The sequence below is a fragment of the Actinoplanes subglobosus genome, from assembly GCF_042650585.1.
GTDB lineage: Bacteria > Actinomycetota > Actinomycetes > Mycobacteriales > Micromonosporaceae > Actinoplanes > Actinoplanes subglobosus.
The window spans coordinates 338,519-352,289 of record NZ_JBHSBL010000017.1; the positions used below are offsets into that span (position 1 = coordinate 338,519).

A 13,771-nucleotide genomic window follows, 5' to 3' on the forward strand; every position below is an offset into this window, starting at 1 on the left:
TCAGTTGAAGATCAGGTCGATGATCGACTCGCCGACGAAGAACAGCGTCGCGGCACCGGCGATGAACGCCAGGCCCACGATCGCGATCGCCGAGCTGGTGAGGACCTTCGAGATCTCGCCCTTGCTGGCCCGGCCGATGAAGATGACGCCGAGCACCGCGAGCAGGATCGGAGCGATGTTGCTCGCGAAGAAGGTGACGATGCCTTCGGTGTTGATTCGGCCGGCTGGCTCGGCCGCCAGGATCAGGAACTCGGTGGCGATCATCGGTAAACCTCCCGGTGTCCGTGGGGGGTACGGACACGCTGCAGTTGTAAAGCCGTACGGCAACGCCCATATGGTGCTACCTCTGACTCACCGCGTCGAGTGAGCCGTTCGGGCACTGCCATGCTCGTCTCTGCTCTCTTCGGTCACTTCATGATGCCCAGATCCGAAGAGTACGGCCCGTACTTGCGAGCAACAAGCGTCCGTTTCGTTACCCAAGGTGAAGGAGTGCGTGAATCACAGTTACCAGGCATCGTACGCCTGTTCGAATCACCGCTGCCCCGTACCCTGCACCTGTGTCCAATTCGCCGACAGACGCGCAGCTCACGGGGGCTGAACTGCTACGTGTGGATCACCCGGTCGTGATGGGTGTCCTCAACGTGACGCCGGACTCCTTCTCTGACGGTGGTAGATACACCGACGTCGACGCCGCGGTTCAGCACGGCGTCAGTCTTTTTCGCGAGGGCGCGCACGTCATCGACGTGGGTGGGGAGTCGACCCGTCCCGGCGCGGATCGCGTCGACGCGGAGACCGAGATCGCGCGGGTCGTTCCGGTGATCGAGCGGTTGTTCGCCCAGGGCGTACCGGTCAGCATCGACACCACCCGTGCGGCGGTCGCCGAGGCGGCTCTGGCGGCCGGTGCCGCGGTGATCAACGACGTCTCCGGTGGCCTGGCCGACCCCGCGATGGCCTCGGTCGCCGCCGCGGCCGGCTGCCCGTGGATCCTCATGCACTGGCGCGGCCACTCCCGCGACATGCAGAAACTGGCCGCCTACCAGGACGTGGTCGCCGAGGTCCGGGACGAGCTGCGGGCCCGCGCCGACGCGGCGATCGCGGCCGGCGTCGATCCGTCCATGATCGTCCTCGATCCGGGTCTCGGATTCGCCAAACAGGCGGAGCACAACTGGGCGCTCAGCGCACACCTCGGCGTACTCGTCGCTCTCGGTTTCCCGGTCCTCTTCGGTGCGAGCCGCAAGACCTATCTCGGGCGGCTGCTGGCCGGTCCGGACGGCACGCCGCGGCCGGTGGACGGCCGCGAGGCGGCCACCCTCGCCACCTCTCTTCTCGCTGTCGCCTCCGGCGCCTGGGGCGTCCGCGTCCACGAGGTCGGTGCGACAGCCGACGCCCTCGCGGTCTGGCGGGCGACAGGTTCACCCCATTTCCGGGGTACGCCGTGAGCCGCCCCCGACCGCAACCCACCACTCCCGCCCGGCCGGGTCCGTCACGCGCGGCCACGACCCTCGGCGGGACGACGCACTCCACGGGGGAGACACGATGACCGGACGGATCACGCTGACCGGCCTGCGGGCCCGGGGCAATCACGGCGTCTACGACTTCGAGCGGGAGCAGGGCCAGGACTTCGTCGTCGACGTGACCCTCGATCTCGATCTGGGCCCGGCGGCGGCCAGTGACGACGTCGCCGACACCGTTCACTACGGCGAACTGGCCACCGCCCTGGTCGGCGTGCTCACCGGTGAGCCGGTCAACCTGCTGGAGCGCCTGGCCGACCGACTGCTCGACGTCTGCCTGGCCGACGCCCGGGTCTCGTCGGCCGAGGTCACCGTGCACAAGCCGCAGGCCCCGATCCCGCACGAGTTCGCCGACGTGGCCGTCACCGTGCGCCGGAGCAGGTCGTGACCGCGGCTGTCCTGTCGATCGGGAGCAACCTGGGTGACTCCCTCGCCCACCTGCGGGCCGCCGTCGGGCAACTGGGCGCGGCGGTCGTCCGGGTGTCCGGGGTCTATCAGACGCCGCCCTGGGGGGACAGCGCGCAGCCGCCGTACCTCAATGCCGTGCTCCTGGTCGACGATCGGACCGCGACCGCCCGGGATTGGCTGACCCGCGCCCAGGCCTGCGAGGCGGCCCGGGGGCGCGTCCGCGACCCGGACCGCCGTTTCGGGCCGCGCACCCTGGACGTGGACGTCATCGCCGTCCGGGAGGACGACGGCACACCGGTCGTCGACGCCGATCCCGAGCTCACCCTGCCGCATCCGCGCGCCCACCTGCGGGCGTTCGTGCTGGTGCCGTGGCATGCCGTGCAGCCGGAGGCGGAACTGCCCGGGCACGGCCCGATCGCCGCGCTCCTGGACACGCCGGAGGTCGCGGCCGACGTCGCCGGTGTCACGCACCGCCCGGACCTGTCGTTAGAGTCGATGGAGTGAGCGTCAACCCCGACCACGGCTCCCACCACAACGATCCCTCGCTGCGGCCCACGAGCATGTCGACGCTGGTGGTGGCCGCCCTCGCCGCCGCCGCGGTGGCCTGGCTGCTGATCTCCACCAGCGACCTCTTCTACCGCATCACCCCGCTGCCGTGGACCGGCGCGGGCGTGCTCGGCGTGCTGGCCATCGCCGAGGCCTACCTGGCGCAGAACACCGCGGCCCGGATCCAGCGCAAACCGGGCGCGCTGCCGGTCCAGCCGTTGGCGGTCGCCCGGTTCGCCGCACTGGCCAAGGCGTCCTCACTGGTCGGCGCCCTGTCCGCCGGGTTCTCCGCCGGGCTGCTCGTCTGGCTGTTGCTGGAGCCGACCAAGGAGGCCGGGTCCAACGTGCCGACCGCGGCGACCACTCTGGTCACCGCGATCGGTCTGATCGCCGCCGCGCTCTGGCTGGAGCGGGCCTGCCGGGTGCCGGACCGTCCGGACCGGGAGGACGACGACTCGGACCGGCGGACGCCCCGGCGCTGACATGATCTGTTGACGATCGTCGAACAGATTGCCGCGCTGAACTGAGGCGGTCTCGTTTCCGTATGCTTTCCGGTGGGCGGGTCATGCCCGGAGTAGCGTGCGCCTCGGACCGCTCGTGGAGGCGTAAGGAGGCGCGGACCATGGCGTACGACGACACCACCTTCCGCCGGCCCGGTGACGAGACGACCGAGAGCGACCCGGCCGCCTACCGGCGCAGGGTGCAGTACGACGACACCGCCGGCACCACACTCGACCAGTCGCAGCGCAACCCGGCCGTCACGACCGGGGCGATCCCGGTGGTGGAGGAGGACGGGCGGGACCGGCTCGGCATCCATCTCGGCTGGGAGGTCATCCTCCTGGTCGTCGCCGCGGTCCTCGGCTTCCTGCTCCAGCGTGAGGATTCGGCCGCCCTCCAGCGCCCGGCCCTCGACGCCCTGCTCGTCACCGGCGCCGCGATCGGCCTGCTCACCCTCGGTGCGGGCCTCACCCTGCGGGCCGGTGTGCCCAACCTCGCGATCGGCTCGATCGCCCTGGCCGCCGCCATGCAGTACGCGGAGAACAGTGACAAGGGCCTGGTCCAGGCCGTGGCCCCGGCGCTGATCCTGGCCGCCGCCGGCGGTCTCGCGGTCGGACTGATCGTCGCCGTCCTGCACGTGCCCGCGTGGGCCGCCACCCTGGCCGCCAGCTGCGGTGTCATCGTCTACATCCAGTTGCGGCCCGCCCCGGTCGAGGTCCAGGGCGACTGGGACCCGACGAGCCAGGCGTTCGTGCTGTTCGGTGCGTTCGCGGCGCTCGCCGTGCTGGGCGCGGCGCTCGGCGCGATCGGCCCGGTCCGCCGTTTCCTCGGCAGGATGCGCCCGACCGGCGACCCGGCCCAGCGCCGTGGCGCCGCCGCCGCTGTCCCGGTGCTGCTCACCATCATGCTGTCGTCGCTGTTCGCGACCGTCGCCGGCGTGCTGATCGCGGCCCGGGCGGACGGCCCGATCGCCCCGGCGACCGGCTTCGAGTGGACCGGCATCGCGTTCGGTCTGGCCCTGCTCGCCGGGACCAGCGCCTACGGCCGTCGTGGCGGCATCTTCGGCACCCTGTTCGCGGTCACCGCGCTCACCATCTTCCTGCGCTACCAGGAGCTCCGCGATCTGGACATCGCGCTGTTCGCGATCGCCGGGTCGGTCTTCGCCGCCGGTCTGGTGGTGACCCGTTTCGTGGAGTCGTACGGGAGCCCCTACGCGTCCCGCACCGGTGACGACTGGAACGCGGCACCCTCCGGCGGCACCAACTGGTCGCCGACCCTGCCGGAGACCTGGAACACCCCGGCCACCCCGGCTCCGCGCAGCGACCGATGGGACGACGGCCCGTGGGGCGCCACCCGCTGAACGTATGCTTTCGGACATGACCACCTCGCCCAGCTTCGCCGAACTGGACGCCCTGCCCACCGAGACGCTGCGTGAGCAGGCCTTCGCCAAGGCCCGCGCCAAGCACGACGTCGCGTTCTTCTGGTCGGTGTTCAAGAGTCTGCCGGACGCCGGTGACGCCGCCTCCCTCGACGGCGCTCCGAACTCGATCGGTCCGACCGTCGACGAGGCGGTCGCGCTGTGGCGTGAGTTCGAGGGCCGTGACCTCGGCGACCGGGAGCCGTTGCTGCGAGCCGCTTTCATCGACTATCTGAGCCGGGAGAATTGAGCAGATAGCGACAGCCGTCGTTTGAGAGCCGTGCCCGGCTGGGAAAAAGCTGGGAATGGCTCTCGGAAACAGATACAAGACCGCACCCGGTGCGGGCACCCTCGCCGCGCTCATACTCGTCCTGGTCTTCGGTAGCCCCTGGTACCGGGACTGGGCACAGGACAACACGAACCCGGACACCGCCGGCGGCTGGTGGCTGCGGCTGCTCGGCTGGCCCGCCTGGAGTTTCGACACCGACGACTCGCTGCGTGACGTGATCGTCGGCGATCTCAAGGCGATCCTGCTGGTCGTCCTGACCTTCATCTTCCTCTACCTGCTGCCCGGCTCACAGCTGGCCCGGGCGCGCGGCACGATCAGCCAGTTCCTGGCCGGGTGGGCGGCGTACATCTTCGCCGGAGCGTTCGCGGCACTGCTGGCGACCCTGTTCCTCACCAACCCGTCGCTGCTCGGAGCGTTCAACGCGGCCGGTTCCGGAGCCGGTTACGGCTTCTTCGTCGGCTGGATCGTCGGCCTCGCCTCCCTCGGCGGCTGGCGGGGTACCCGCTGACCCGTGGGGATCCCCCGGGGATCCCCACGTCACCGCCTGAATGTGCCGTACCGCGTTCGGCTGTTTTGTCACGGACGTGGTCTCGGTAACATCTGCGGCCATGCCGGAACGGGACACCCAATCGGGACACAGCGCGCGACTGCTCCGTGGCCTCGTCTGGGCGGGCGTGGTCCTCGCCCCGATCGCGGCCGCCGTCGTGCTGATCGGTGGCGACTCCAGCACGGTCCGGTTCGCGGTCCTGCTGATGGCCGTCAGCGTCGTGCTGATCGGCGCGTCGGTGCTGATCAGGGCCGATCCGGTGCTGCTCCGGATGGATGTCGAGGATCGGGTCGCCGAGGAGGTCGAGGGGCTGCGCAAGCAGTTGCGGGCCGAGTTCGCCGCCGCCGTCCCGGCCGCTCCGCCCGTCCCCGTCCCCGTCCCCGTCCCCGTCCCCGTCCCCGAGGCCGACCCGAGGCCGCCGCTGCCGGTGCGCAACACCGGTGGGCGGGCCCAGGTCGCCCCGAAGCCGGCCTTCACACCGCCGCCCGGCCGTCCCACCTTCGTGCACCAGCCGGAGCCGGTGGTCCAGCACGAGCCGGAGCCGGAGTACCAGTACGACGAGTCCGGGTACGGCTACGACGACCAGACCACCGGCTACCAGCAGGACGGGTACCAGGACGGTTACGCGCAGGACGGGTACCAGCAGGACGGCTACCAGCAGGACGGGTATCCGCAGGACGGCTACCAGCAGGACGGGTATCCGCAGGACGGCTACGCCGACGACGGCTACCAGGAGGAGACCTACCAGCAGCCGGCCCGGGCGACCGGTGGCCGCGCCTCGGTGCCCGGCATCGTCCAGCCCGTCTCGCCGGCGCAGTCGCAGGGCTTCCCGGCGCAGGGGACCGTCTCGCAGGGTTTCCCGGCGCAAGGCACCGTCTCGCAGGGCTTCCCCGCGCAGGGCGGGCCCGCCGGCCGGGCCACCGCCGCCGTGCCGCCGCGGGTCCCGGTCGCCCGCGCCTCCGCGGCAGCCTCGGTTCCGTCGCCTCCGATCGGCCAGCCGGTGCCCCGCCCCCGCGCCGCCGCCTCCGTCCCCGGCGTCATGCCGCCCGGCCCGAACGGCATGATGGCGCCGCCGCAGGCACGGGCGGCCGCCGCGGTCCGTCCCGGCGTCCAGTACGGCCGCCCCGAGTCGCCGGACGGCGACTTCGGTGCGAGCAACGGTTACGCCGGGGCCGACGACCCGGAGACGAGCGCCGATTACAAGGCCCGCCGCCACCGCCCGTCGGCGAACGACACCAATGTGGGCACGCTCGCCGAGTTCGCCAACTACCCCGGTTACGACAGCGGCCAGCAGAACTGGTGACCGGTCACTTGTCGATGTCGCCGACGACGAAGAACATCGACCCGAGGATCGCGATCAGGTCCGGCACCAGGCAGCCAGGGATGAGGGTGGCCAGCGCCTGCACGTTGGCGTAGGAGGCGGTCCGCAGCTTGAGCCGCCACGGTGTCTTCTCACCCCGCGACACCAGGTAGTAGCCGTTGACGCCGAGCGGGTTCTCGGTCCACGCGTAGGTGTGCCCCTCCGGCGCCTTCACCACCTTGGGCAGCCGCACGTTCACCGGGCCGCCGGTGCGGTCCACCCGGTCCAGGCACTCGTCGATCAGGTCGAGGGAGACGAGGACCTGCTCCAGCAGCACCTCGAAACGGGCGTGGCAGTCACCGGACGTCCGTGTCACCACCGGCACGTCGATCTGGTCGTAGAAGAGGTAGGGCTCGTCCCGCCGTACATCGAAATCCAGACCGCTCGCCCGGGCCACCGGACCGGAGGCGCCGTAGGCCGCCGCGTCGGCCGCGCTGAGCACGCCGACGCCGACCGTGCGGGCCATGAAGATGTCGTTGCGCCGGATCACGTTGTCGATGTCGGGCATCCGCCGCCGGACCGCGGCGACTGCCTGGCGGGCCCGCTTGGTCCAACCGGCCGGGATCTCCTCCTTCAGGCCGCCGACCCGGTTGAACATGTAGTGGATCCGGCCGCCGGAGACCTCCTCCATCACCGCCTGGAGGGTCTCGCGCTCACGGAACGCGTAGAACATCGGCGTGATCGCACCGATCTCCAGCGGGTAGGAGCCGAGGAACATCAGGTGGTTGAGAACCCGGTTGAGCTCGGCCAGGGCCATCCGCAGCCAGGTCGCCCGCTCCGGCACCTCGATGCCCATCAGCCGCTCGACGGCGAGGACGACGCCGAGCTCGTTGGAGAACGCGGACAGCCAGTCGTGCCGGTTGGCCAGCATGATGATCTGCCGGTAGTCGCGCACCTCGAACAGTTTCTCGGCGCCGCGGTGCATGTAGCCGACGATCGGCTCGCACGAGACCACGCGCTCGCCGTCGAGGGTGAGCTTGAGCCGGAGCACGCCGTGTGTGGACGGGTGCTGCGGGCCGATGTTGAGCACCATGTCGGCCGTGTCCAGCCCGGCCCCGGTGCCGACGGTCATCTCCCGCAAAGACATGTCGTCAGTCCGCTTTCCGGGTGGTGGGTGGGGCGGTCGGAGGGTCACCACAGCATCGTGCCACGGTCGGTGAGACCGATGGTGTGGCAGAGCCACCAGTGGCTGCCGAGTCCGTTCGGATCGGTCAGTTCGGCCGCCGCACCGGCCGCCCCGAGCGCCCGCAGGTAGCCGGCCGGATCGGTACGGGCCAGGTCCAGCGGCGGCCGTGAACCGTCCACACCGAGCGCCCGCAGCGCCTCCCACTGCCGCACCATCCGATGGGGAACCCCGGCCGCGGCCGCCACCGCGTCCATCGCCACGTGTGCCGTGACGTCACAGCCGCCGTCCGGCACCGGGATCACCTGCCGGCCGTGCCGGAACCCGGTGAGCGTCCCGAGTACCGGCCGCTCCGCCTTCACGTGCCCGTAGTCCACACAGAGCGCCGCACCGCGCCGGATCGAGCCGACCGCGTCGGCCCAGGCCGCGTCCCGGGGCCAGCCGACCTCGATCCGTCCCGGGCCCGGCCACCACCGGCTGGTCCAGAACCGGTCGGCCGGGTCGGCCTCGGCGCCCAGCGTCTCGGTCCCGGTGGCCCGGTCCACCAGCACCTTCCGCAGCCGCCCGTGCTCGTCGGTCTCGACGATGTCGAGCGGCACGTTGTCCAGCCACTCGGTCGCGATCAGCAGCCCGGTGATCTCCGCGGGGACGTCCGGCCGCCAGTGCACCGCCGGATCCAGCCCGGCCGGGCGCGGCGCGACCTCGACCGCTGTGGCACGGACCCGCCCCGCCAGGGCCACCGGCAGCGATGCCAGCAGTGCGGTGATCAACTCGCCGCGCCCGGCTCCGACGTCGACCAGATCGAAGACCCGTGGACGGCCGAGTGCGGCGTCGACCCGCTCGGCCACCCGCGCGAGCGCCCCGGCGAACAGCGGTGACGCGTGCACGCTGGTGCGGAAATGATCAGCCGGCCCGTCGTGCTGCCGCACGAAGAACCCGTCGCGGCCGTACAGCGCCGTCTGCATGGCCAGTCGCCACCCGACACCCATCCCGTCACCCTAGGTGCGGTCTCAGGCCGGTGGGTGGACGGCCGAACGGGAGATGTCCGGTGCGGTACTTCACACGTGCTTGTCACGGGCGTGTTAAAACGGCGCATACTGGCGCTCGACCGGTACCCCTGCAACGAGGACTGGATCCTGATGAACGCTTTGACTGTCGGCGTCGTGGGCGCCGGCCGGGTCGGTGCCGTGCTGGGCGCGGCGCTGCGAGCGGCCGGGCATCACGTGGTCGCCACCGCGGCCGTCTCCGCCGCCTCCCGTGAACGCGCCGCCCGCCTGCTGCCGGACGCCGCGATCCTCCCGGCCGACGAGGTGGCCCGGGCGGCCACCGATCTGCTGCTGCTCGCCGTTCCCGATGACACCCTGGCCGCCGTGGTCGCCGGGCTGGACCGGACCGGCGCGCTGCGCCACGGCCAGGTGGTGGCGCACACCTCCGGGGCTCACGGATTGGCCGTCCTGGGCGATGTGAACGGCATGGCCCTGCACCCCGCGATGACCTTCACCGGCGCGGACACCGACCTGGCCCGGCTGCCCGGCATCGCCTGGGGCGTGACCGCTCCGGACCGGGTGTTCGCCACCCGGCTCGTCGCCGACCTGGGTGGGGTGCCGGAGTGGGTGGCCGAGGAGTCCCGGCCGGTCTACCACGCGGCCCTGGCGCACGGCGCCAACCATCTGGTCACGCTGGTCAACGAGGCGGCCGACCTGCTGCGTGCGGCCGGTGTCGGCGAGCCCGGCCGGGTGCTGACCCCGCTGCTGACCGCGGCGCTGGACAACGCGCTGCGGATGGGCGACGCCGCCCTGACCGGCCCGGTGTCGCGTGGCGACGCCGGCACGGTCGCCAAGCACCTGGACCGGATGCCGGCCGACGCGGTGCCGGCCTACCTGGCGATGGCGCGGCGCACCGCGGACCGGGCGATCGCCTCCGGGCGGCTGCGGCCGCAGGACGCCACCGCGCTGCTGGACGTCCTGTCCCGGGTCGCGGCACACGAGGAGAAGGGAACGACGCGTGACCGTTCTGGTGCACACCCGCGCTGACCTGGCCACCGCGCTGGACGCGGCGACCGGTGAGATCGCCGTCGTGATGACGATGGGCGCGCTGCACGAGGGGCACCGGCGGCTGATGCGGGTGGCCCGGGAGCGGTCCGCGTTCGTGCTGGTCACGATCTTCGTGAACCCGTTGCAGTTCGGGCCGGGCGAGGACTACGAGAAGTATCCGCGGACCCTCGACGACGATCTGGCGGCCTGCCGGGCCGAGGGCGTGTCGGTGGTGTTCGCGCCGGCCCGCGACGACGTCTATCCGGACGGGGCGCCGTCGATCACGATGCAGCCGGGGCCGCTCGGCGAGATCCTCGAGGGCGCCAGCCGGCCGGGGCACTTCTCCGGGATGCTCACGGTGGTCGAGAAACTGCTCATGCTGACCCGGGCCGACGTGGCCTACTTCGGGGAGAAGGACTACCAGCAGCTGGCGCTGATCCGGCGGATGGTGCGCGACCTGGAGTTGCCCGCCGAGATCGTGGGCGTTGCGACCGTACGCGAAGAGGACGGTCTCGCCCTGTCCAGCCGCAACCGCTTTCTGTCGCCGGAGGAGCGCAAGGCCGCGCTGGCTCTCTCCCGCGCTCTGCGCGAGGGCGCGGCGCATGCCGGGCCCGAGGCGGTCCTGGCGGCCGCCCAAAAGATCCTTTCCGAGGAGCCGGGGGTACGGCCGGACTATCTCGCCCTGACCGGGGCGGATCTGGGCCCGGCCCCGGACGAGGGCCCGGCGCGCCTGCTGGTGGCCGCCCGGGTCGGCAGCACCCGTCTCATCGACAACGTTCCGCTGACTCTGCTGAAGGGCGCCTGATGCTCCGGACCATGCTCAAGTCCAAGATCCACCGGGCCACCGTGACGCAGGCGGACCTGCACTACGTCGGTTCGGTCACCGTCGATCTGGACCTGCTGGAGGCGGCTGATCTGATCCCGGGCGAGCAGGTCGCGATCGTCGACGTGACCAACGGCGCGCGCCTGGAGACCTACGTGATCCCGGGCGAGCGGGGTTCCGGCGTGATCGGCATCAACGGTGCGGCGGCCCACCTGGTGCACCCGGGCGACCTGGTCATCCTGATCTCCTACGGGCAGATGGAGGACGCCGAGGCCCGGTCCTACCGCCCGCGGATCGTGCACGTGAACGCGGCCAACGAGATCATCGAGCTGGGCGCCGATTCGGCCGCCGCGGTGGCGGGGATGGTCGATGACCTGGTGCGCGGTGACCTCACGGTGTCTTCCGCCGGGTAGTTCCGGCATTCCTCCTCCGAGCCTCAGATATGCCCATACAGTGGGCGAATCGGATACAGGTGCCGAGGCTCGGGAGGCACGGTTCATGCGATTCCGATGGGGGGCGGTCGCTGCTGCGGCTCTTCTCGCCGTCGCCGGCTGCGGTAGTGGTGGCGATGTCGACGGGGACCTCACCAACGACTGGGGTGCGATGGCGCCGGCGATCGGCTTCGTGCCGGTCGCCGAGACCTGCCACCTCTCCAACTTCGCCGTCACCGGGCCGCGCGTCACCTACGAGGAGACGGACTGCGCCGTCCTGCATCGCACCGAGACCGTCTTCGTCGGTGAGTACCCCGCTCCGGCCTCGGACGCCGCCGAACCGCCGGCCGGTGCCTCGGCCGGGGCCCGTGCCGCCTATCAGGTCTGCGATCAGAAGACGACCACGTACGTCGGTGGCCCGTGGCGCAACGCCCGGCTGTGGATCGGCGTCACCCACCCGTCGCCGGCCGCATGGGGTGGTGGCAGCCGCTGGTTCCGCTGCGAGGTGGTGGAACTCGACTCGATCGAGAACGACGGCGCCCTGATCCAGCGGTCCGGCAGCCTGCGCAACGCGCTCGCCGACCCGGCCAACCCGCTGGCCCTGACCTGTTACGCCATCGAACTCGACAAGGCCGGGGCGATCACCCGGATGCCGCCGGTCGGGTGCGCCACCAAGCACAACGCCGAGTTCGTCGGGGTGTGGACCGCCGGTGCGAAGACCGCCTACCCGAAGGGCGACGCCGCCTGGGAGGAGTTCCACAGCGGCTGCCGCGAACTGACCGCGACGTACGTCGGGGTACCCAACGACGGCAACCTCCAGTACCGCACCGGTGTCGTCTCGCTGCCGGGCAACGCCGACGTCTGGGCGCAGGGCGACCACGGGGTGCGCTGCTATCTGTGGCTGGACGGGGCCGAACTGACCGGCTCCCTCAAGGGCAAGGGGACGAAGGCCCTTCCGGTCCAGTACAAGTAACGGTGACCACTGATGGCGGCCCCGGCGTGACGGGACCGCGGGCGCGGAGTGTACTGAACCCCATGTCACCTCTCGCGGATCTACCGGCACTGCCACGCCGGCTTGCCGCCGCCGAGCCCGGCTGGACCGAGACCACCGACGTCGTCGTGGTCGGCTCCGGCATCGCCGGTCTCACCGCGGCCCTCTACCTGCGGGAACAGGGTCTGCACGTCACCGTCGTCACCAAGGTCAACATTGATGACGGCTCCACCCGGTGGGCACAGGGCGGGATCGCGGCGGTGCTCGACCCGCTGGACACGCCGCAGGCCCATGCGTACGACACCGAGATCGCCGGCGTCGGGCTCTGCGACCCGGCCGCGGTGCGGGTGCTCGTCGAGGAGGGCCCGGCCCGGATCCGCGAGCTGATCCGCCGCGGCGCCGAGTTCGACCGCAACCCGGACGGCTCGCTGATGCTGACCCGCGAGGGAGGCCACCGTGCCGACCGGATCGTGCACGCCGGTGGTGACGCGACCGGGGCCGAGGTGCAGCGCGCCCTGCACGAGGCGGTCCGCCGCGACCCGTGGATCCGCCTGGTCGAGCACGCGCTCGTGCTGGACCTGCTGCGCGCCGCCGACGGCCGCGCCTGCGGGCTCACCCTGCACGTGCTCGGGGAGGGCTCCGAGGACGGCGTGGGCGCGATCCTGGCCCGGGCCGTGGTGCTGGCCACCGGCGGGATGGGCCAGATCTTCTCGTCCACCACGAACCCGTCGGTCTCCACCGGCGACGGGGTCGCGCTGGCACTGCGGGCCGGCGCCGAGGTGACCGACGTCGAGTTCGTCCAGTTCCACCCCACGTCATTCGTGACGGCCGGCATTTCAGGAGTGGGGTCTTCCCGGGACTCCGTTGAGGTTCCGCTGGTAGACGCAGTGCAACGGCCTCTCATCTCGGAGGCGCTGCGGGGGGAGGGCGCCCACCTGGTCGACGAGAGCGGCACGCGGTTCATGGTCGGGCAGCACGAGCTGGCCGAGCTGGCGCCCCGCGACGTGGTCGCCAAGGGCATCTACCGGGTGCTGCGGGCCACCGGCGCCGACCAGGTCTACCTCGACGCGCGGCACCTGGGGAAGGAGTTCCTGGAGGGCCGCTTCCCGACCATCATGGCGTCCACCCGGGCGGCCGGTGTCGACCCGGCCACCGACCTGATCCCGGTCGCCCCGGCCGCCCATTACGCGTCCGGTGGCGTCCGCACCGACCTGCACGGGCGCACCAGCATTCCCGGGCTGTACGCGTGCGGCGAGGTCGCCTGCACCGGTGTGCACGGCGCGAACCGTCTGGCCAGCAACTCGCTGCTGGAGGGCCTGGTCTTCGCCCGCCGGATCGCCGACGACATCGCCCGCGAGCTGCCCGGGCAGGCCGAACCGGCCCGTGACACGGCGCCCGGGCCGGCCTGGGTCGCCGACCCGGCGATCCGCGCCGAGCTGCAGCGGGCGATGACCCGCGGCGCCGGGGTGCTGCGCTCGGCCGACTCGCTGGACACCGCGGCCAAGGAGCTGGCCCGCCTGGCCGAGCAGCGGTCCCGGCCGAACACCGCGGCGTGGGAGGTCACCAACCTGCTGACGGTGGCGTCGACGCTGGTGGCGTCGGCCCGCAGCCGCCGGGAGACCCGTGGCTGCCACTGGCGCGAGGACCACCCGAACGCGGCCGACGAATGGCGCGGCCACCTGCGCAACGCCGTCGGATCCGACGGACACCTCACCCAGGACTTCCAGGAGATGGCGTGATCGACCGCAGCGAAGCAGGGAGCCCAGCGTGACCATCATCGACGGCGGCACTCTC

Annotated in this window: 16 protein-coding genes; 13 read left to right on the forward strand and 3 right to left on the reverse strand. The window is 71.7% G+C overall.

All coding sequences use genetic code 11. The annotated features are described in order from the left end of the window. Entirely contained in the window at positions 1–264 is a 264-nt protein-coding gene (locus tag ACFO0C_RS19455) for a hypothetical protein (RefSeq protein ID WP_378068061.1), read from the reverse strand. A 362-nt stretch (positions 265–626) separates the two neighbouring features. On the opposite strand from ACFO0C_RS19455, the gene folP reads away from it, so the two are divergent. The 8 genes from folP to ACFO0C_RS19495 all read left to right on the forward strand — a co-directional run bounded on the left by folP (position 627) and on the right by ACFO0C_RS19495 (position 6,519). Then, on the forward strand, positions 627–1,439 hold the full coding sequence (gene folP / locus ACFO0C_RS19460; protein WP_378068513.1) for a dihydropteroate synthase: 813 nt from the start codon (positions 627–629) through the stop codon (positions 1,437–1,439). Positions 1,440–1,536: 97 nt separating this feature from the next. Then, positions 1,537–1,899, forward strand: coding sequence for a dihydroneopterin aldolase (gene folB, locus ACFO0C_RS19465; protein WP_378068062.1), 363 nt, complete (start codon positions 1,537–1,539; stop codon positions 1,897–1,899). Further along, complete coding sequence (gene folK / locus ACFO0C_RS19470; protein ID WP_378068063.1) at positions 1,896–2,423, forward strand: 2-amino-4-hydroxy-6-hydroxymethyldihydropteridine diphosphokinase; 528 nt, start codon at positions 1,896–1,898, stop codon at positions 2,421–2,423. Before folB ends, folK begins: the two co-directional genes overlap by 4 nt. 56 nt (positions 2,424–2,479) lie before the next feature. Beyond that, complete coding sequence (locus ACFO0C_RS19475; protein WP_378068514.1) at positions 2,480–2,947, forward strand: DUF3180 domain-containing protein; 468 nt, start codon at positions 2,480–2,482, stop codon at positions 2,945–2,947. 140 nt (positions 2,948–3,087) lie between these two features. After that, positions 3,088–4,323, forward strand: coding sequence for an ABC transporter permease (locus ACFO0C_RS19480; RefSeq protein ID WP_378068064.1), 1,236 nt, complete (start codon positions 3,088–3,090; stop codon positions 4,321–4,323). 16 nt (positions 4,324–4,339) lie between these two features. Next, positions 4,340–4,630 carry a hypothetical protein gene (locus tag ACFO0C_RS19485; protein ID WP_378068065.1) on the forward strand — a complete coding sequence of 97 codons (291 nt, stop codon included), beginning with the start codon at positions 4,340–4,342 and terminating at the stop codon, positions 4,628–4,630. Between the two features lie 55 nt (positions 4,631–4,685). Next, positions 4,686–5,177, forward strand: coding sequence for a hypothetical protein (locus tag ACFO0C_RS19490; RefSeq protein ID WP_378068066.1), 492 nt, complete (start codon positions 4,686–4,688; stop codon positions 5,175–5,177). A 100-nt stretch (positions 5,178–5,277) separates the two neighbouring features. Continuing rightward, on the forward strand, positions 5,278–6,519 hold the full coding sequence (locus ACFO0C_RS19495) for a hypothetical protein (RefSeq protein ID WP_378068067.1): 1,242 nt from the start codon (positions 5,278–5,280) through the stop codon (positions 6,517–6,519). 4 nt (positions 6,520–6,523) lie between these two features. Here ACFO0C_RS19495 and ACFO0C_RS19500 read toward each other — a convergent pair whose 3' ends face one another. Further along, positions 6,524–7,663, reverse strand: a complete 1,140-nt coding sequence (locus ACFO0C_RS19500) for an NADH-quinone oxidoreductase subunit D (RefSeq protein WP_378068068.1) — start codon at positions 7,661–7,663, stop codon at positions 6,524–6,526. A 44-nt stretch (positions 7,664–7,707) separates the two neighbouring features. After that, positions 7,708–8,688, reverse strand: coding sequence for an SAM-dependent methyltransferase (locus tag ACFO0C_RS19505; RefSeq protein WP_378068069.1), 981 nt, complete (start codon positions 8,686–8,688; stop codon positions 7,708–7,710). 150 nt (positions 8,689–8,838) lie between these two features. On the opposite strand from ACFO0C_RS19505, the gene ACFO0C_RS19510 reads away from it, so the two are divergent. The 5 genes from ACFO0C_RS19510 to ACFO0C_RS19530 all read left to right on the forward strand — a co-directional run bounded on the left by ACFO0C_RS19510 (position 8,839) and on the right by ACFO0C_RS19530 (position 13,716). Continuing rightward, positions 8,839–9,732, forward strand: a complete 894-nt coding sequence (locus ACFO0C_RS19510) for a Rossmann-like and DUF2520 domain-containing protein (protein ID WP_378068070.1) — start codon at positions 8,839–8,841, stop codon at positions 9,730–9,732. Further along, entirely contained in the window at positions 9,704–10,537 is an 834-nt protein-coding gene (gene panC / locus ACFO0C_RS19515; RefSeq protein WP_378068071.1) for a pantoate--beta-alanine ligase, read from the forward strand. The genes ACFO0C_RS19510 and panC overlap by 29 nt, the downstream gene beginning before the upstream one ends. Next, entirely contained in the window at positions 10,537–10,968 is a 432-nt protein-coding gene (panD, locus tag ACFO0C_RS19520) for an aspartate 1-decarboxylase (protein ID WP_378068072.1), read from the forward strand. Before panC ends, panD begins: the two co-directional genes overlap by 1 nt. An 85-nt stretch (positions 10,969–11,053) precedes the next feature. After that, positions 11,054–11,959 (forward strand): septum formation family protein, encoded by a 906-nt coding sequence (locus ACFO0C_RS19525; protein WP_378068073.1) that lies wholly within the window; start codon positions 11,054–11,056, stop codon positions 11,957–11,959. Positions 11,960–12,021: 62 nt separating this feature from the next. Beyond that, entirely contained in the window at positions 12,022–13,716 is a 1,695-nt protein-coding gene (locus ACFO0C_RS19530) for an L-aspartate oxidase (protein WP_378068074.1), read from the forward strand. The last annotated feature ends 55 nt before the right edge of the window (positions 13,717–13,771 follow it).